Annotated in this window: 14 protein-coding genes and 1 pseudogene; 10 read left to right on the forward strand and 5 right to left on the reverse strand. The window is 59.9% G+C overall.

The window, feature by feature from the left end; genetic code table 11:
• Positions 1 to 51 precede the first annotated feature (51 nt).
• The 5 genes from IPK17_RS32180 to IPK17_RS32200 all read right to left on the reverse strand — a co-directional run bounded on the left by IPK17_RS32180 (position 52) and on the right by IPK17_RS32200 (position 7,054).
• The gene (locus tag IPK17_RS32180; RefSeq protein WP_343421826.1) at positions 52 to 1,269 is read right to left on the reverse strand and encodes an extracellular solute-binding protein; all 1,218 of its coding nucleotides are present in this window, start codon (positions 1,267 to 1,269) and stop codon (positions 52 to 54) included.
• Positions 1,270 to 1,378: 109 nt separating this feature from the next.
• Positions 1,379 to 2,407, reverse strand: a complete 1,029-nt coding sequence (locus IPK17_RS32185) for a LacI family DNA-binding transcriptional regulator (protein WP_343421827.1) — start codon at positions 2,405 to 2,407, stop codon at positions 1,379 to 1,381.
• 343 nt (positions 2,408 to 2,750) lie between these two features.
• Positions 2,751 to 4,184, reverse strand: coding sequence for a sugar ABC transporter permease (locus tag IPK17_RS32190; RefSeq protein ID WP_343421828.1), 1,434 nt, complete (start codon positions 4,182 to 4,184; stop codon positions 2,751 to 2,753).
• Between the two features lie 32 nt (positions 4,185 to 4,216).
• Positions 4,217 to 5,782: a sugar ABC transporter ATP-binding protein gene (locus IPK17_RS32195; RefSeq protein ID WP_343421829.1), complete on the reverse strand. Its 1,566-nt coding sequence runs from the start codon at positions 5,780 to 5,782 to the stop codon at positions 4,217 to 4,219.
• Between the two features lie 135 nt (positions 5,783 to 5,917).
• Positions 5,918 to 7,054: a substrate-binding domain-containing protein gene (locus IPK17_RS32200; protein WP_343421830.1), complete on the reverse strand. Its 1,137-nt coding sequence runs from the start codon at positions 7,052 to 7,054 to the stop codon at positions 5,918 to 5,920.
• 561 nt (positions 7,055 to 7,615) lie between these two features.
• Here IPK17_RS32200 and IPK17_RS32205 point away from each other — a divergent pair.
• From IPK17_RS32205 to IPK17_RS32250, 10 genes and pseudogenes are all read left to right on the forward strand, one after another.
• Positions 7,616 to 8,281, forward strand: a complete 666-nt coding sequence (locus tag IPK17_RS32205) for a DUF2291 family protein (protein ID WP_343421831.1) — start codon at positions 7,616 to 7,618, stop codon at positions 8,279 to 8,281.
• 5 nt (positions 8,282 to 8,286) lie between these two features.
• On the forward strand, positions 8,287 to 9,816 hold the full coding sequence (locus IPK17_RS32210) for a sugar ABC transporter ATP-binding protein (RefSeq protein ID WP_343421832.1): 1,530 nt from the start codon (positions 8,287 to 8,289) through the stop codon (positions 9,814 to 9,816).
• Positions 9,817 to 9,830: 14 nt separating this feature from the next.
• Entirely contained in the window at positions 9,831 to 10,928 is a 1,098-nt protein-coding gene (locus tag IPK17_RS32215) for an ABC transporter permease (protein WP_343422588.1), read from the forward strand.
• Positions 10,929 to 10,988: 60 nt separating this feature from the next.
• Positions 10,989 to 11,942, forward strand: a pseudogene (locus IPK17_RS32220) (D-ribose ABC transporter substrate-binding protein); the annotation flags it as partial.
• Positions 11,943 to 11,945: 3 nt separating this feature from the next.
• The gene (locus IPK17_RS32225; protein ID WP_343422589.1) at positions 11,946 to 12,860 is read left to right on the forward strand and encodes a D-ribose ABC transporter substrate-binding protein; all 915 of its coding nucleotides are present in this window, start codon (positions 11,946 to 11,948) and stop codon (positions 12,858 to 12,860) included.
• A gap of 154 nt (positions 12,861 to 13,014) precedes the next feature.
• Positions 13,015 to 13,839 carry a transketolase gene (locus tag IPK17_RS32230; RefSeq protein ID WP_343421833.1) on the forward strand — a complete coding sequence of 275 codons (825 nt, stop codon included), beginning with the start codon at positions 13,015 to 13,017 and terminating at the stop codon, positions 13,837 to 13,839.
• Positions 13,839 to 14,789 carry a transketolase family protein gene (locus IPK17_RS32235; RefSeq protein ID WP_343422590.1) on the forward strand — a complete coding sequence of 317 codons (951 nt, stop codon included), beginning with the start codon at positions 13,839 to 13,841 and terminating at the stop codon, positions 14,787 to 14,789. The genes IPK17_RS32230 and IPK17_RS32235 overlap by 1 nt, the downstream gene beginning before the upstream one ends.
• Positions 14,786 to 16,255, forward strand: a complete 1,470-nt coding sequence (locus IPK17_RS32240) for an FGGY family carbohydrate kinase (protein ID WP_343421834.1) — start codon at positions 14,786 to 14,788, stop codon at positions 16,253 to 16,255. The genes IPK17_RS32235 and IPK17_RS32240 overlap by 4 nt, the downstream gene beginning before the upstream one ends.
• 28 nt (positions 16,256 to 16,283) lie before the next feature.
• A complete protein-coding gene (locus IPK17_RS32245) occupies positions 16,284 to 17,699 on the forward strand; it encodes an L-fucose/L-arabinose isomerase family protein (protein ID WP_343421835.1) in 1,416 nt (471 codons plus the stop codon).
• A gap of 149 nt (positions 17,700 to 17,848) precedes the next feature.
• Positions 17,849 to 18,820 carry a sugar-binding transcriptional regulator gene (locus tag IPK17_RS32250; RefSeq protein WP_343421836.1) on the forward strand — a complete coding sequence of 324 codons (972 nt, stop codon included), beginning with the start codon at positions 17,849 to 17,851 and terminating at the stop codon, positions 18,818 to 18,820.
• The last annotated feature ends 170 nt before the right edge of the window (positions 18,821 to 18,990 follow it).

Consider the following 18,990-nt stretch of genomic DNA (forward strand, 5'->3'; position numbering starts at 1 on the left):
ATAGGGTGGTGCAGGCAGGCGAACCTATCTACACCACCCGCTGGTGAGAGCTTAGCTGCCAGCCAGCAGCGCGTCAATTTCTTCGGCTGCCAGATCCATGGCTTCCTGCGCGCTCATTTCGCCGCGCAGCGCGAGCTGGGCCGCGTCACTGAGCACGGTTTCGATTTCGTTGTAGGCGGGGTGGGGCGTGCGGGCCTTGGCCGTCTGCAGTTGGTCGAGGAACACGCCGTAGTACGGGTGATCGGTGAAGTATTCATTTTCGAGCAGGCTGCTCAACACGGTGAGCTGACCCACCGTCGACATCTGAAGCTGATATTCGTCGCTCTGCGTGAAGCGCAGGAATTCGAGCGCCGCTGCTTGTTGCTGCGAACTCGCCATCACGACGATGTTTTCACCGCCGACCACAGAGATGTGGCCGCCGTCACCCGCCGGCATCAGCGCGGCGGCTGCTTCAAAGTCCGGATACTGTTGTTCCAGCGTCGGGTAGAACCAGGGGCCTTCCAGCATCGAGGAGATCGTGCCGCCGAAATAGCCGCCCCACGTATCGAGGCCGCTGCCGATGTAACCATCAGAGAAGCAGCCGCTCTGCACCATATCGGTGAGGAACTGGATCGCCGCGACCGACTGTTCGCCGTTCACGTAACCCGTTGACGTTGTGATGTCGGGATCGGTGATGTCGCCGCCGAAGCTCCAGATCCACGGCAGCATGTTCCAGCCGGAGGTGCCGCCATCGCTGAACAGGAAGCTGCCTTCGGGCAGGGATTCACACATCGCCGCGAGATCGTCAATCGTTTCCGGCGCTTCCGGCATCACGGCCGGGTTATAGATGAACACGCGGGTGTTGGTGTCCAACGGCAGGCCGTAATACGCACCGTCGTAAGCATTGGTCGAGAGCGGGCCGGGGAACACGGCGTCGGCGAACGTCTGGAAGTCGGACATATTTTCGCTGAGGTTGAGCAGAATGCCCTGCGCCGCGAATTCCGGCGACCAGATGATGTCCAGACGGACGAGATCCGGGCCTTCGCCGCCCGCCGCCGAGGTCAGCAGCGCCTGACGGAAGCCGTCATAGGGGTAGGCGACCGATTCGACATTGATTTCCGGGTGGGCTGCTTCGAACGCCGGAATCAACGTTTCCGTCAGCATCTGATTTTCCGCGGACACTTCGTTGTACGTGTGCCAGAAGGTGATGGTGACCGGTTCTTGCGCGAACGTCACCGGGACGACAAACAACATGACGAGCAAAACGGCGAGCATGACTTTAGTCTTCATCTTCAACTCCTTAAGGAAATTCACTTATTTGCATGGACAGAAACTGGTCGAAATTTGTCTCGTCTGCACCTCGCTTTTGAACCGTTTCAATTCTATAGAACTTTAAAACTCACGGCGGGAACCCGGTCGACTGTCGCACGACGAGTTCCGGTTTAAACAGCGTTCCAGCTAGTCCAGCAACCGCATCGCGATTGATGTAGCGGACCAGCAGATTGAAGAGCGCGCTCCCGATCTCGTGGATGGGTTGGCTGATGGTGGTGAGCGGCGGATGCGTATAGCGCGCCGTTGGCAAATCGTCGAAGCCGATGACCGATACGTCCTGACCGACGACGAGACCGTGCGCCTGCACCGCGCGCATCGCCCCAAAGGCCATCCGGTCGTTGTTACACACAATCGCCGTCGGCGGCTGCGCCCGTTCGAGCAGCAGCGTCGCCGCGGCCTGACCGGATTTCTCGCTGAAGTCGCCTTCCTGCACGAGCTGATGATCGATGGGCAGGTTGGCGGCGTTCATGGCGTTGACGAAACCCTGCCAGCGCTGGCGGGCGAGAAACTGCTCGGAGGGTGGGGCGATGTAACCGATGCGGCGGTGGCCGAGTTCGATGAGGTGGCGCGTCGCCAGTTCGATGCCGTAGGTGCTGTCGAGGTCAATCCAGTTGTCGGTGTCCTGTCGATCCAGCCGGCCAAACGTCACGAACGGGAACTCCTGCTCGTTCAGGAAGGCCAAACGCGGATCATTCTCGCGCAGCGCGAACAGGATGAGACCGTCGACTTGACGGCTGTTGACGACCCGCTTGTAGACGTCCATCTCTTTGCGCCCCACCGGGATTGTCCAGAAGGTGAGGCCAATGCTGCTTTCGATGGCGGCGGCAGTGATGCCTTCGATCAAGTCGAGCACCATCGGGTCGATTTCGATGCGCTGGTTCTGTGGGCGGAGCTCGGTGCGGATCATGCCGATCAGGTTGGTGCGTTGGGTGCTCAGAGTGCGCGCGGCGGCGGTGGGGTGGAACTGCAGCGCTTCAATTGCTTCCAACACGCGCTGGCGGGTCTCATCTTTGACGAGTTGGCTGCCGTTAAGCACGTTGGAAACCGTGCCCACGGATACATTGGCGTACCGCGCGACATCACGAATCGTAGGCATATTTGAGCACCAAAGAATGACCGGAAAAGACATAATTTGAACCGGTTCAATTACAGTAAAACACGAATCTCTAGTCGTGTCAAGTAGTTGATCAGCAACCGGTGAAATCAGGTCTGGGCGCAGGACAACCTAAGCCCCTATCCAATAGACGCTGAGGCAGGACGAGGTATGAGAGGGTTGAAAGAGGGCAGATTCCGACCTCACCCCCGGCCCCTCCCCGAATTCGGTTGATGGAGGGACAGTTTTAACAATCGAGGGGATTGTAGGGACGCCCAACGGGGCGTCCGCCGGGAAGGGGCGCAACGGACGCGCCGTTGCGCGTCCCTACAAACCACGTTTTCCCTCAAACGAGCTCCTTAAGGGTTCCCCATGTTAAAAGTGTCCTGTCCTCCCCGAATTCGGGGAGGGGAGACAGATTGCGTCTGTTTAGGGACGAGGCATGCCTCGTCCTTTGGCTGACATTCGCTTTGTGGCTTTGAAAAAATAGGAATACAAAACAGCGGCGGACGATTGCGCAATCGTCCCCCGCTGTTGAGTTACCGGAACTGGCAGAGTTTAGCTGTTGCTGCTGCCGCGCTTGATGCGAATGTCCGCGTACACGGCGATGACCAGCACAATGCCCTTGAGCACGTACTGGAGCGCCGCAGGCGTGTTGGTCATTTGCAGACCGTTGGTCAGGCTGACCATGATGATCGAACCGACCATTGCGCCGAACACCGTCCCGACACCGCCGAGCGTCGATGTGCCGCCAAGGATACGCGGCGATGGCATCGAGCTCATAGCCTTGCCCCGCCGAAATCGTGCCATAGCCGACATACGAGGCCAGCGTTACGCCGGAGACGCCGCACAGCGTGCCCATCAGCACGAAGATCGTGAAGAGGTTGCGCCGGATGTTGACGCCGGAGAACTGCGCCGCCTGTCGATTGCCGCCAATGGCGTAGGCGTAGCGTCCAAAGCGCGTATTGTTCGACACGTAGGCGACGGCCAGCGCGACGAGCGCCAGCAGCAGCACCGGGGCTTGAATACCGCGGTACTGGTTGACCATGTAGACATAACCCACCACCAGCACGGAGAAACCGACGGTCTTGGCGATATCCAGTGCCATGGGCGGCAGTTCGAAATCGTAACGGCGCTTACGACGGCGACCGCTGATCATGCCGTAGAACAACAGGATGATCGTGATGACCGCGATGATCCAGCCGATTTCATTGGGCAGGTAGCCCTGCGCGATCTGCGCGAAGGTGGGCTGATTCGCCGGAATGGTACGGCCTTCGGTCACGAGCAGGATCAAGCCGTTGAGCAGCCAACTGCTGCCGAGGGTCACGATGAAGGCGGTCACGCGCAGATAAGCGATGATGTAGCCCTGCACAACGCCCCACAGGAAGCCGACCGCGATGCCCGTCCCCACCGACAGCGCCGCGATCAGGATCGGCTGGTCGGGGAACTGCACGGTCAGGAAGTTGGCTTGCACGGCGGCGACTACGACCGAGACGAACCCGGCGAGCTTGCCGACCGAGAGGTCAATGTTGCCGGTGACGATGACCAGCACCATGCCGACCGAGAGGAAGCCCGTGATTACCATTTGCCGGAACAGGTTGGAGAAGTTCTGCGGCGACAGGAAACTGCCGTTGGTCAGGTAGGAGAAGTACAGCCAGATGATGACCGTGGCGAAGATCAGCGCGTAGGTCTGTAAATTAGCGCGCAGCAGTTTGGCGATGCCGACCAAAGGACCCGACGCTCCCGACGAGGATGGTGAGGCTGAAGAAATCGAGCTCATAAGAAACTACCTCTTAAATAGGTGGATGTTCACTAGGCTTCGTTGAGAAGAGCGCTTGGCTGCGAGAGAGTGGTTCCAGTCGCCAGCGCCATGATCTTTTCCTGCGTCGCACCTTCCGCGGGCATAATCCCCGCCGACCGTCCGCCGCTCATGACCATGATGCGGTCGCTCATACCGAGCACTTCTTCCAGTTCGGACGAGATCATGATGATGGCCATACCCTGCGCCGCCAGTTCGCGCATCAGCTTGTAGATCTCATATTTCGCGCCGACATCAATGCCGCGCGTGGGATCATCCAGGATGAGCACCTTAGGCTGTGACATCAGCCACTTGGAGATGACCACCTTCTGCTGGTTGCCGCCGGACAGCGAGTCGACGGGCACATTCAGATGCGGCGCTTTGATGGCGAGACTCTTGGCGTACTGCAGGCTGCGTTTCAATTCGGCGTCCTTGTCAATCGCAAACATGGACGAGAACTGGGGCAGGTTGGCCAGCGAGATGTTCTTGAGAATCGACTGGATGAGGACCAGCCCATGCGTTTTGCGGTCTTCGGGCACGAGGCCGATGCCATGCGCTACGGCTTCGCGCGAGCTCTTGAGTTCAATCGGCTCGCCGTTCAGCTTGATCAACCCACTGGTGATCTTGCCGTATTCGCCGAAGATGGTCGCGACCAGTTCGGTGCGTCCCGAGCCCATCAACCCGGCGATGCCGAGGATTTCGCCCGCGTGTAGTTGGAACGTGACGCCCTTGACGATTTCGCGATTGGTCTCCGGGTCTTTCGCGTGGAGATCGCTCACGTCCAGCACAACCCGCTCAGTCGCGTGGTGGCCTTCGGGGAAGCGTTCCTTCATCTCACGCCCGACCATGTGACTCACCAGCAGTTCGCGGTTGAGGTCGGCGGTTGGCTGCGAGGTGATCACTTTGCCATCGCGCAGGATGGTGATCCGATCGGTGATGCGGAACAGTTCTTCGAGCTTGTGGGTGATGTAAATGCAGGTGACGCCGTGCGCCTTGAGCGTCTCCAGAATTTCCATGAGCTTTTCGACTTCAGATTCGGTGAGGGCGCTGGTCGGCTCGTCGAGAATGAGCACCTGCGCATTGCCGGAAATCGCTTTGGCGATTTCGGTCATCTGCATTTTGCCGACGCCGAGGCTGCCGACCAACTTCTGCGGCACGATATCCAGCTTGTAGCGTTCAAGGAGCTGCTTGGTGTCGGCATACAGCTTGTCCCAGTTGATCACGCCGCGCTCGACTGGCTCTTTGCCGAGGAAGATATTCTCGCCGACCGTCATGCTGGGCACGAGCGTCAGCTCTTGGTACACAATGGCGATCCCCTCATCGGCGGCCTGACGGATCGAACTGTGTTCCAGTTTGAGCTCATGGCCGTCGTAGAGCACATGGCCTTCATACGTCCCCGCGGGGTACACCCCGGAGAGGATCTTCATCAAGGTCGACTTGCCCGCGCCGTTTTCGCCACATAGCCCGTGGATTTCACCGCGTCGGATGCTGAAAGAAACATCATTCAGGGCCGTGACCCCGGCAAAACGTTTGGTTACATTTTGAAACTCAAGGATATTTGCAGTGCTCGCGTTCGCCATAAATTTACTGTCCTTAGTGGTAAAAGGACTCCCGTGGCGGAATGCAGCCCGAGAGTCCCCTTACAGATTGCTTGGGCATAACAGAAGTTTTGCTGGCGGTACTACAACATCAACTTGCGCACGCGCAGAGCGTGATTAGCTCGAAGCTTCTGCGGTGGCTTCCATCATTTCCGGACGCGGCGGACGTTCGTTTTCCGGCACATCGCGGTACACATCATCATACGCCTGGAAGCCGCTGGCGACGACCAAGTCGTACGCATTTTCCGCATTGACCTGGAACACGGGCAGGAAGTACGCCTGTACTTCGCCTTCACGCGCCGGGTCATTGGTCAGTTCGGCCATCGTGAACGTCTGCAGTTCAGGAATGTCTTCACCCTTGATGAGGGCATCGATCAGTTCGACCGCGAGCGGCGACAGATCACGGATGTCCTTGAGGATCGAGACCGTCAGTTGGCCGCGCACAATGCTGTTCACGCCATCCGCCGTCGCATCCTGACCGGAGATCGGGACGACGCCCGCCAGACCCTGAGCTGCAAGCGCTTGCAGCGCGCCAAGGGCGGTACCGTCATTCGAGGCCACCACGGCATCGATCTCGTTGTTCTGCGCCGTGAGGACGTTTTCCATAATGCGGAGGGCATTGGTCGCATCCCAGTTGTCAACCCACTGATCGGCGACGACCTGAATGACGCCGGAGTCAACGTACGGCTGGAGAATTTCATCTTGACCCTGACGGAACAGGATCGCGTTGTTGTCGGTGGGGCTGCCACCCAGCTTGACGAGGCGGACGGGGTTTTCAGCGGTCCACGTGCCACCGTCGATGTCGAGCGCGGCGAGCACGCCCAGCGCCTGCTGACGGCCGACTTCCACGTTGTTGAAGGAGAGGTACGCAGCAATATTGGGGGACTTGATCAGGCGGTCGTAAGCCAGAACATGCACACCAGCGGCGGCAGCGGCATCAACCGCGGTCGCAGCAGCGTCGCCGTCTTCAGCGACCACGATGATCGCCGCCACGCCCTGCGTGACCATGTTGTCGATCTGGTTGTTCTGCAGCACGACGTCATGATTCGCTTCCTGCGAAATCACTTCGTAGCCGAGGTCTTCCAGCAGGCCGCGCATCAGAATTTCTTCATTACGCCACCGTTCAGTAGCGAAATCCGAGAACGACAGACCGACCTTGATCGGATCCTGCCCACGAACGACCGAGACACTCATCCCCAAAACGAGGGCGAACACAAATAAAATGGAGAGAACACGGACAAACTTGGAATGCATTGGGACATCCCCTTGAATAGAGAAAAATTTGAGCGAAAACGAACTTCAAACTACTTCTGTTATGCCCTACTCCGGTTCATGATCCGCTTGCGGCGACCATGACTTAGGATCTTCCGCGCTGCCGTACAAGCATCGGTAGACGGTTATGTTTGGCAACGTTCCCACGATTATATACACCATCTGAAGCAAACAAAATCGGTTTTGAGCCGGATTCTGAAAGCGCTTGCAATTGTTCGGGCTTTCCACGAGAAAAAGTGACAGTTGTTACCCCCAAATGCTGCTCAAAATTGGGGGAAATCCCCTAGTTTTTCGTCAACCAAATTAGCGAGATTTCACATTGAATCGGGTCCCGTTTGAACGCCTGCAACGACCAGCCGGGTTGCCCGGTGCTGCCAGCAGTGCAGCAAAGTGCACAAGACTGTGTCCGCCGCCCGTGTCGATGACATTCATCTGTTGACAACCGCCCGGAAGTTGATTATCTTTGATGTAGTTTGAATAAAAATTAGATAGTGCATAAATATTCAAGCTAATCATTGGTTTGATGTGTCGAAAGATCAAAGTATGAAATTGTCGCCTTCGACCAGCAGGGTTGCTCTGAGCATCCTTGTCCTCTGTGCGGTGCTGCTCAGCGGGTGTACGCTCGCCACGATTCGCCCTCTCGATCCTGTCACGGGCAAAGCCATCATTGGCAATGAAGATCAACAGTTCAATGCGGCCAATTACGTCGCGCAGTTGTGGGATGAGCAGGTGATCCCCGTGCTGCACGAACAGGCGAACGACATCATGACGGTGCTCGACGCGCTGCGGGCGGATGAAACCGGCGCGGCGGAGCAGTACGGTCGCCACGAGGGCCGCCAGCCGTACAGCTTCATGGTGACCGGCTCCGGTACGATCACCGAAGTGAATCTCGAATCGCGGGCTGGTCTTGCGCCCGTCGATGCGAACGGCGATGGCACGGCCGATTATGCGCTGGCGATTGGCCCCGTCATCCGTGGGACGGCGCTGCGGGACTCGCTGCCGTTCATCCAGTTCAACCAATTCACCAATCAAATGGAATATGCGTCCGTTTCCAATGAGATGCATGCGCGCATCAACACGCAGATCCTCACGCCCATCGGCGATCTGTCGTCGCTGAACGGCAAGAGCATCACCTTCTACGGCGCGTTCACGCTGGCGGAACTTGATCAAATCGTCGTCACGCCCGCCGAACTGACGATCAGCGGTTGATGATCATGACGACCGAATCAGTCATCCTGCATGCGGAGAAGGTCACCAAGGTCTACCCCGGCACGGTCGCCCTACAAGATGTCGATTTCAACATCTATCCGGGCAAAGTGAACGTGTTGATCGGCGAGAATGGCGCGGGCAAGAGCACGCTCATGAAAATCCTCGCCGGGGTCGAATCGCCTACCAGCGGCACGCTGCTGCTGGATGGGAAACCGATTACCGTGCGTTCGCCACGTGAGGCGTCCCGGCATGGCATCGGCATCATCTATCAGGAACTGAATCTGTACCCGAACCTGAGCGTGTCGGAAAACATCTTCATGGCGCGCGAACTCGTCACGCCGACCGGGATGATCCGCGAAGCTGAGCAGCAGCGCATCACGCGGGAACTGATGCAGCGCCTCGAACTCGATGTTGAGCCGAAAACGCTGGTCGGCGACCTGCGCATCGGCCAGCAGCAGATCATCGAGATCGCCAAGGCGCTGGCGCAGAACGTGCGCATTCTCATCATGGATGAGCCGACCTCCGCGCTGAGCAACACGGAAGTCGAAGTGTTGTTCCGCATCATTCGCGAACTCAAGGCGCAGAACGTCTCCATCGTCTATATCTCGCACAAACTCGACGAATTGCTGCAAATCGGCGACTACTTCACCGTGCTGCGCGACGGCCATCTCGTCGCCGAAGCGCCCGCCAGTGACGTTTCGCTCAACTGGATTGTCGAGAAGATGGTCGGGCGGCGGCCAGAAGCGCTGTTTCATCGCAGCGACCACGCCGCGACCAAAGATTTGCTGCGTGTCGACAACCTGTCGCTGCCCCGTTCGGGCGGCGGCTACGTCGTCGATCACGTCAGCTTTTCCGTGCGCAGCGGCGAAATCCTCGGCATCTACGGCTTGATGGGCGCGGGACGCACCGAACTGCTCGAAAGCCTGATCGGTTTGCACCCGGAAGCCAGCGGATCGATCTGGTTGGATGGCGCGACGCTGACCAACCGCGACGACATCCGCACCCGCATCCGCAAAGGCTTGGCGCTCATCCCTGAAGATCGCCAGCTCCGCGGTCTGGTGCAAAAGCAGTCCGTGGCGCACAACATCACGCTCGCCAGCCTGACACGCTTCCTCAACCGCTTCTACCTGTCCGCGCGCAAAGAGAAGGCCGGAGTGCAGCAGGAAGTCGGCGAACTGCGCATCAAAGTGTCGGATGTGGCGAACCTCGTCACCTCCCTGAGCGGCGGCAACCAGCAAAAGGTCGTCGTCGGCAAGAGTCTGCTGACCGAACCGAAAGTCCTCATGATGGATGAGCCGACGCGCGGCATCGACGTCGCGGCGAAAGGCGAAATCTTCGAGATCATGAATCAGCTCGCGCTGAAGGGATTGGCCGTCGTGTTCGTCTCCTCCGAGCTGAAAGAAGTCCTCGCCATGGCCGACCGCGTGCTCGTGATGGCCAAAGGCTGCATCACCGCTGAATTTGATCGTTCTGAATTGACCCAAGAGGCGATTGTCGCCGCGTCCGTTCGCACCTTAGAAGAGGTATCGGCATGAGCCAGGCAAAACCCATGACTGTGCGCAGCACCGCCAAGAAACCTGATATTCGCCGCGACCCGCGCATGCTGTTTTTGCAGCTCCGCACATTGATCGCGCTGTTCATCCTCGTGGTGATCTTCTCGTTCACCGCGCCCGCCTTCCTGACGACCGGCAACCTGATCATCCTCGTCAAGCAGTTGGCCATCAACGCCATCCTCGGCATCGGCATGACGTTCGTCATCCTGACGGGTGGCATTGACCTGTCGGTCGGCTCCATCGTCGGCATTTGCGGCATGATCGCGGGCGGCCTGATCAACGAAGGGCTGGTCCTGCCCATCTTCGGCGTGTCGATCTTCTTCAACATCCCCATCGTCATGCTGCTCACACTGCTGGTCGGGATGTTCATCGGCATGATCAACGGCATCGTCATCACGCGCTTCAATGTGACGCCGTTCATCGCCACGCTCGGCATGCTGTATCTGGCGCGTGGTGGGGCACTCTTGCGTTCCAACGGCGCGACCTTCCCGAACCTCGTCGGCCTCGAGGCGCTCGGCAACACGGGCTTCCCGCTGCTCGGCACGGGCACGATCCTCAACCTGCCGTATCCCATCTGGCTGATGATCGTGTTCGCCATCATCGCGACCTTCGTCGCGCTCAAGACGCCGTTCGGTCGGCAGGTGTATGCCGTCGGCGGCAACGAACGCGCCGCGGAACTCTCCGGCGTGCGTGTCAACCGTGTCAAGGTGCTCGTCTACATGATTTCCGGCTTCTGCGCGGCGGTCGTCGGTCTGATCCTCACCTCACAGCTCGTAGCGGCGCACCCCGCGACGGGCACGAACTATGAACTGAATGCCATCGCGGTCGTCGTGCTCGGCGGAACCTCGCTGAGCGGCGGGCGCGGCACCATCTTCGGCACGATTGTCGGCGCGTTCGTGATCGGCGTGCTCAACAACGGCATGGTCTTGATCGGCCTATCCGAATTCGTGCAGGTCGCTATCACCGGCTTCGTGATCATCCTCGCCGTCGTGATCGACCAATTCCAGCAGCGGCTGCAGCGTCAGCTTGTGCTTCAACAAGCGACTTCGCAGGTGGTTGAGCAAGCGCAAGTGAAGGGAGGCGTGGCGAACTAAAAACTCCCGCACGGCAGCTTGCAAGCAATAAGTGTTGTGAAGGCTCTCTTTGGAGGAAATATGTTTCACAAGCTCAATCTAGGACGAATTCTCTTTGCGTTAGTGGCAATCCTGCTTCTCAGTGTTTCGGCTGTGGCGGCGCAAGATGTGCCGCAGGGCAACGGCGAACTGATCGTGATCATCACGCCGTCGCACGATAACCCGTTCTTCGCGGCAGAAGCGAACGCGGCGGAAGCCCGCGCGCAGGCGCTCGGTTACGAGACCCTGGTGCTGGTGCATGACGACGATGCGGCGCTGCAAGATCAGCACTTCGACACGGCGATTGCGCGCGGCGCAGCGGCCATCATCCTCGACAACGCCGGGGCAGATGCGTCGATTGCGGCGGTGCAGAAGGCCAAGGACGCGGGCATCCCGACGTTCCTGATCGACCGTGAAATCAACGCGACGGGCGTGGCAGCGGCGCAGATCGTGTCCGACAACTATCAGGGCGCGACGCTGGGCGCGGAAGAATTTGTGCGTTTGATGGGTGAAACCGGCGAATACGTGGAACTGCTGGGTCGCGAAACCGACACCAACGCCCACATCCGTTCGCAGGGTTACAACGACATCATCGGGCAGTACCCGGACATGGTCAAGGTCGCGGTGCAGTCGGCGAACTGGTCGCAGACCGAAGCCTTCGACGTCATGCAGACGATCATTCAGGCGAACCCGAACATCAAGGGCGTCATCAGCGGGAACGACACGATGGCGTTGGGTGCATCGGCGGCGCTGCAGGCGGCGGGCATGACCGATGTGATCGTGGTCGGCTTTGACGGCAGCCCGGACGTGATGGAAGCCATTCGCCAGGGCACGATTGCGGCGACGGTGCTCCAGCCGGCGGCGTACATCTCCGAACTCGCGGTGGAACAGGCCAGCGTGTACATTCAGACCGGTGCAGCTCCGACCGAAGAAAAGCAGTCGGTTCCGTGTGAACTGATCGTCCCCGAAAACGTCGATCAATACGGCATTTTCGCCCGTCTGCCCGAAGCGACCGAAGCTCCAGTTGCCTCTGATATTCCGCAGGGCAACGGCGAACTGATCGTGATCATCACGCCGTCGCACGACAACCCGTTCTTCGCGGCAGAAGCGAATGCGGCGGAAGCCCGCGCGCAGGCGCTCGGTTACGAGACGCTGGTGCTGGTGCATGACGACGACGCGGCGCTTCAGGATCAGCACTTCGATACGGCGATTGCGCGTGGCGCGGCGGCCATCATCCTCGACAACGCCGGGGCAGATGCGTCGATTGCGGCCGTGCAGAAGGCCAAGGACGCGGGCATCCCGACGTTCCTGATCGACCGTGAAATCAACGCGACGGGCGTGGCAGCGGCGCAGATCGTGTCGGACAACTATCAGGGCGCGACGCTGGGCGCGGAAGAATTCGTGCGTTTGATGGGTGAAACTGGCGAATACGTGGAACTGCTGGGTCGCGAAACCGACACCAACGCCCACATCCGCTCGCAGGGTTACAATGACATCATCGGGCAGTACCCGGACATGGTCAAGGTGGCGGTACAGTCGGCGAACTGGTCGCAGACCGAAGCCTTCGACGTCATGCAGACGATCATTCAGGCGAACCCGAACATCAAGGGCGTCATCAGCGGGAACGATACGATGGCGTTGGGCGCGGCAGCGGCCTTGCAGGCGGCGGGCATGACCGATGTGATCGTGGTCGGCTTTGACGGCAGCCCGGACGTGATGGAAGCCATTCGCCAGGGCACGATTGCGGCGACGGTGCTCCAGCCGGCGGCGTACATCTCCGAACTCGCGGTGGAACAGGCCAGCGTGTACATTCAGACGGGGGTTGCTCCGGACCAGGAAAAGCAGTCGGTTCCGTGCGAACTCATCACCCCGGAAAACGTGGATGAATACGGCATTTTCGCTCGCCTGAGCTAACTCAAGCGGCTAAGTTAAGCTGGCGGGGACTCCCCGAGTCCCCGCCACACTGCCTGTATCCACCCGCGCCCGCGAACCCAAAAAGATCAATAGACTTACTGAGTAACTGACCCCATCATTTTTGAGCGCGCAGTTTGAGCGGTGGAGAACGCTGATGGATGAACGCGAATTGAGATTGAAATCCATTCAGTACCGGCGCACGGTACTGGAGATCATTAAACTGGCGAATGCCGGGCATACGGGGGGCAGTCTCTCGTGTGTCGATATCTTAAATGTGCTGTACAACGACGTCATGAACGTCACCCCGGCCAACTTCCACGACCCCGATCACGACCGCTACGTGCAGAGCAAAGGCCACTCCGTCGAAGCGCTGTTCACCGTGCTGGCCGACAAAGGTTTTTACCCGCGCAGCGACCTCGATACCATCAGCCGCTATGGTTCACACTTCATCGGGCATCCCACCCGCAAAGTCCCCGGCGTTGAACAGAACACCGGCGCGCTCGGTCACGGCTTGTCGGTGGCGGTCGGCATGGCGATCGCCGCGAAGAAGGACAAGCGCTCGTTCCGGGTGTTCACGCTGCTCGGCGACGGCGAACTGGCCGAAGGCTCCAGCTGGGAAGCCCTGATGACCGCCGCGCACTACCAGCTCGACAACCTGACGGTCATCGTCGACCGCAATCACTTCCAGATCACCGGCAATACCGAAGCTGTCAACGGTCTTGAACCGCTGGCCGCCAAGTTCAGCGCCTTTGGCTGCGCGGTGACCGAAATCGACGGCAACGACATCGGCGCGCTGGTTCGCACGTTTGATCGCCTGCCGTTCACTGTAGGCAAGCCGAGCCTGATCCTCGCGCATACAGTGAAAGGGAAGGGCATTAGCTTTATGGAAGCGGGGTCGAAGTGGCATCACCGCGTGCCGACGGACAGCGAATTCGCCGCGGCGCTCGCCGAACTAGCGCAAGCGGAGGTAGAGGCATGATGGAAATCGGCAAAGCGAATCTCGACGTTTTCGCCGAGACGCTCCTCAGTCTCGCGCAGACCGACCGCGATATCCTCGCCGTGACCAGTGATTCGCGCGGGTCGGGCAAGTTGACAAAATTCGGCGAAACGCTGCCGGATCAGATTGTGGAAGTGGGCATCGCCGAGCAGAATCTCGTCGGTATCTCGGCGGGCCTGGCGTCGGCGGGCAAAAAGGTGTTCGCGGTGTCGCCCGCCTGCTTTTTGACGGCGCGCTCGCTCGAACAGATCAAGAATGACGTGGCCTACTCGGATCAGCGCGTGAAGGTGATCGGCATCAGCGCGGGCGTCAGCTACGGCGCGCTCGGCTCGACGCACCATTCGCTGCACGATTACGCGGTGCTGCGCGCGATCAATAACATCGACATCGTCGCGCCCGCCGACAACTTCGAGACGCGGGAAGTCATCCGCGCGGCGCTCAACCACCCGCGCCCGCTGTATATCCGCTTTGGCAAGCGCAACATGCCGCACGTGCACGCCCCCGGCACAACCTTTGAGATCGGCAAAGCGATCACGCTGAAGACCGGGACGGATGTGACGTTCATCGCCATCGGCGAACCCGTGCCGCAGGCCGTGCTCGCCGCCGAAAAACTGGCTGATGAGGGGATTTCCGCAGGTGTGATCAGCATGCACACGCTCAAGCCCTTTGACACGGACGCGCTGCTGCACGCGGCGGCCACTTCCCGGGCGATCATCACGGTTGAGGAACACAGCGTCTACGGCGGCCTTGGCGAACGGTGCGCGTCGATCCTCATGGAAAAGCGGGTCATGCTGCCCTTCAAGATTGTTGGTTTCCCCGATGAATACACGGTCACGGGCAGCCAGATGGAGATTTTCGCCCATTATGGCATTTCGCCGGACGGCTTAGCCGCCACGGCGCGCACCCTGCTGCACGCGGAGGTGACCGGATGAGCCTCATCCTCGCCCTTGATCAGAGTACGTCCGCGACCAAAGCCCTCCTGTTCGATGCGACGGGCGCGCTGCTGGATCGGGAGTCCCTGGAACACACGCAGCATTACCCGAAGCCGGGGTGGGTCGAACACGACGCCGAGGAAATCTACGCCAATACCGTCGCCGTGGTGCGGGCGCTGCTGGCGCGGCATCCCGATGCGCAGCCGCTCTACCTGAGCATCACCAACCAGCGCGAAACCTTCGTCGTGTTTGAGCGGGGCACGGGGAAGCCGCTGTACAACGCCATCGTGTGGCAGTGCCGCCGCGGCGAACCGATCTGCGAACGCTTGGCAATCCACAACCCCGCCGTGCGCAAGATCACCGGGCTGCGCATCGACACGTATTTCCCCGCCTCCAAAATGACGTGGCTGCTGGAAAACGAGCCAGAGATCAAGCGTAAGTTGGAAAACGGCGAAGCGCTGCTCGGCACGATTGACACCTACCTGATCTATCGTCTGACGGGCGGCGCGGTCTTCGCCACCGACCAGACGAATGCCAGCCGCACGCTGCTCTTCGACATCAATACGCTGGCGTGGAACGAGCAGATGTGCGGCCTGTTCGGCGTGCCGCGCGGCGCGCTCGCCGACGTGCGCGACAGTAACGCGACGTTCGGTGAAACCACTGTCGAAGGCGTGCTGCCCACCGCGATCCCGATTTGCGGCGTGATGGGCGACTCGCAGGCGGCGCTGTTCGCCGAGCACTGTTTCAAACCGGGCATGGCGAAGGTCACGTTTGGCACAGGCTCGTCCGTGCTGCTCAATATCGGCGACCAGCCGCGTACGGGCGGCACGGCCGGCGTCACGGCGATTGCGTGGCGCGTGCAGGGGCAGACGACCTATGCCTTCGAGGGGTTGATCAACCTGACGGGCGGGACGATCTCATGGCTGCGCGACCAGTTGCAGTTAATTAGCGATCCGCGCGAAACCGAAGCCCTCGCCGAGTCCGTGCCAGATAACGGCGGCGTGTACCTCATCCCGGCCTTCGTCGGGTTGAGCGCGCCCTACTGGCGACCGAACGCCAAAGCGGCGATCGTCGGGCTGACCCCGGCGGCGACGCGCGCGCACGTCGTCCGCGCCGCGCTCGAATCCATCGCCTATCAGGTCAAAGACGTGCTCGACCTCATGGGGGTGGAAGCCGGGATCACCATGCAGCAGGTGCATGGCGACGGCGGCATGGTCAACAACCACTTCCTCATGCAGTTCGTTGCGGATGTGACGCGTTTGCAGGTGCGGGCGGCGGCGCTGCCGGAGTTGTCGCCGTTGGGTGCGGCGCTGGCCGGGATGCTCGGCATGGGGCTGGCCAATTCGCTGGCCGATCTCGACGCACTCCCGCACGACTTCAACGATTATGTGCCTGCGCCGGAGGCGGAGAAGTTCGCCGCCGATTACGCGGGCTGGCAGGCAGCAGTGCTTCAGGTTCTTGTGTAGAGACATAGATAGAAAGAAGGCGACTTCGATGGGCAAAAAAATGACCTTAGGCGTGATCGTCGGCAACCGCGATTTCTTCCCCGATGTGCTGATCAGCGAGGGGCGGCGCGATATCCTTGAGGTGCTGGCAGAATTCAATATTGACGCGGTGATTCTCGACGAAGACGCGACCAAACTCGGCGCGGTCGAAACGTGGGATCACGCCAAGAAGTGCGGTGAACTCTTCCGGCAGAACGCCGACCGGATCGACGGCATTCTCGTCTCGCTGCCGAACTTCGGTGACGAACGCGGCGTGGCCGACGCGATCAAGCTGTCACGCCTCGATGTGCCGATCCTCGTGCAGGCGTACCCGGACAGCCTTGACCAGTTCAACGTCGAACGCCGCCGCGATGCCTTCTGCGGCAAGATTTCGGTGTGCAACAACCTGTACCAGTACGGCTACAACTTCACCGTCACCGATCAGCACACCGTGCATCCCAAGAGCGAGTCGTTCAAGCGCGATCTGCGTAAGTTCCTCGGCGTGTGCCGCGTGGTCAAGGGGATTCGCAATGCGCGCTTCGGCGCCATTGGCGCGCGTCCGAACGCCTTCAACACCACCCGCTACAGCGAAAAACTGCTGCAAGCCTTCGGCATGACCGTGAGCACGCTCGACCTCTCGGAAGTCTTTGGTCGCGCGAACAAGCTGGCGGACGGCGATGGCCGCGTGACCGAACGGCTGGAACGCATCGGCTCGTATGTGCGCACGGGCAAAGTCCCCGCGCCGGCCATCGTCAAGCAGGCCAAGCTCGGCGTGGTGATCGACGAGTGGATGAGCGCCAACGACCTCGACGCGACCGCGATCCAGTGCTGGACCTCGCTCCAGCAGAATTACGGCGTCAACGTGTGCACGCTCATGAGCATGATGAGCCAATCGCTGATGCCGAGCGCGTGCGAAGTTGACATCACGGGCGTGGCGTCGATGTACGCGCTGCAGCTCGCGTCGGATACGCCGAGCGCGCTGGTCGACTGGAACAATAACTACGGCGATGACCCGGACAAGTGCGTGCTCTTCCACTGCGGCAACTGGGCGGAAGTCTTCCTCGGCGACACGATGGAAATGGGCAACGCGCCGATCCTCGGCACGTCGGTCGGCGTCGAAAACACCTACGGCACGGTCAATGGACGCACCCCGGCTGGCCCTTTCAGCTATGCGCGCATCACCACCGATGACCGGAACGGCGTGATCAAGACCTATGTGGGGGATGGCGACTTCGTCAATGACCCGCTGGAGACGTTCGGCAGCCGCGCGGTCGTGGTCGTGCCCGGCCTGCAAAAGTTGATGCGCCATGTGTGCAAGAACGGCTTTGAGCATCACGCGGCGATGAACGCGTCCTATTCAGCGGAAACGCTCAACGAAGCCTTCACCACCTACTTCGGCTGGGAAACGTACTACCACATCGGCTAACGCACCGCTTTTTGCGCTCGTCCCTCCTCCGAGTTTGGGGAGGGATGAGCGTCCACCTGCTTCCTGCCGCTAGCAATCTCGAAAATTGAGCTTTGCGCTATAGTTAAACCACTCGCGATCAAGATCATGTAAGTGCCAAAACGAACCTTATGATCAACCGTCAGGAACTCCGTCTCGTTGCTAAAGTCGCCCGCCTGTACTACGAGCAGGATTTAGGGCAGGCTGAGATTGCCCAGCGCCTCGACCTGTCGCAGGCGACCGTATCACGTTTGCTCAAGCGGGCGCTCGAACAGCGCATCGTGCAAATTTCGGTGAGTCTGCCCGCGGGCTTTAATGCTGAACTCGAAGACGCGCTGCAAGTCGCCTACGATCTCAAAGAAGTGATCGTGGTCGATGCGGCGGACGACGACGATGAACAGCTTCAACGAGCGTTGGGCACGGCGGCAGCTTTCTACGTGCAGAACACGATCAAGGCGCATGAGGTGATCGGGCTGTCGTCGTGGAGCGCAACGCTGCTGGCGATGGTCGACGCGATGCGCCCGTTCCCCCGCACGCAGGACGTGCAAATCGTGCAAATTCTCGGTGGCATCGGCAATCCGAATGCGCGCGTTCACGCCAATCGCCTGACCGAACGCTTCACACAGTTGGTGCACGGCAAGTCGATGTTTTTGCCTGCGCCGGGTGTTGTCGGCTCGGTGGAAATGGCGCAGGTTATCTCGGAGGATACGTTTGTGCGCGAGGCGCTGACGCTCTTTGAGCATGTGACGTTGGCGCTGGTCGGTATTGGCACGGTCGAGCCGTCGAAACTGCTCGCCAGCAGCGGCAACCGCTTCTCCGCCGAAGAACTGAATCATCTGCGTGATCTCGGCGCAGTTGGCGATATTTGCATGCGCTTCTTCGACATTCACGGCCTTCCGGTCGTTAACCCGCTCAACAGCCGCGTGATCGGCATGACGCTGGAACAGCTTCGTCACGTGAAACGGTCGGTGGGCATTGCGGGAGGGCTGCGCAAGTACAGCGCGATCCGTGGCGCGCTGCTCGGCAAGTGGGTCAATGTGCTCATTACCGACCGCACGGTCGCCGAAAAGCTGATCGCCGAGAAGGATACGCCTCGCGGCTAAGGAGCCGGATGAACTAATGTTGAGACGCCGCCCGGCGTCTTTTTGTTTGCGTGGGGCGCCCCTATATTGGAGCTGCTGAGAACCGACCCTAGCTGCGTCGTTGATCACGCAATGGGATAGGAGTACTTATTCACGTTTTTTTCAGAATTTCATGATTGGCTGGAAAACTG

This window comes from Candidatus Flexifilum breve (assembly GCF_016713355.1).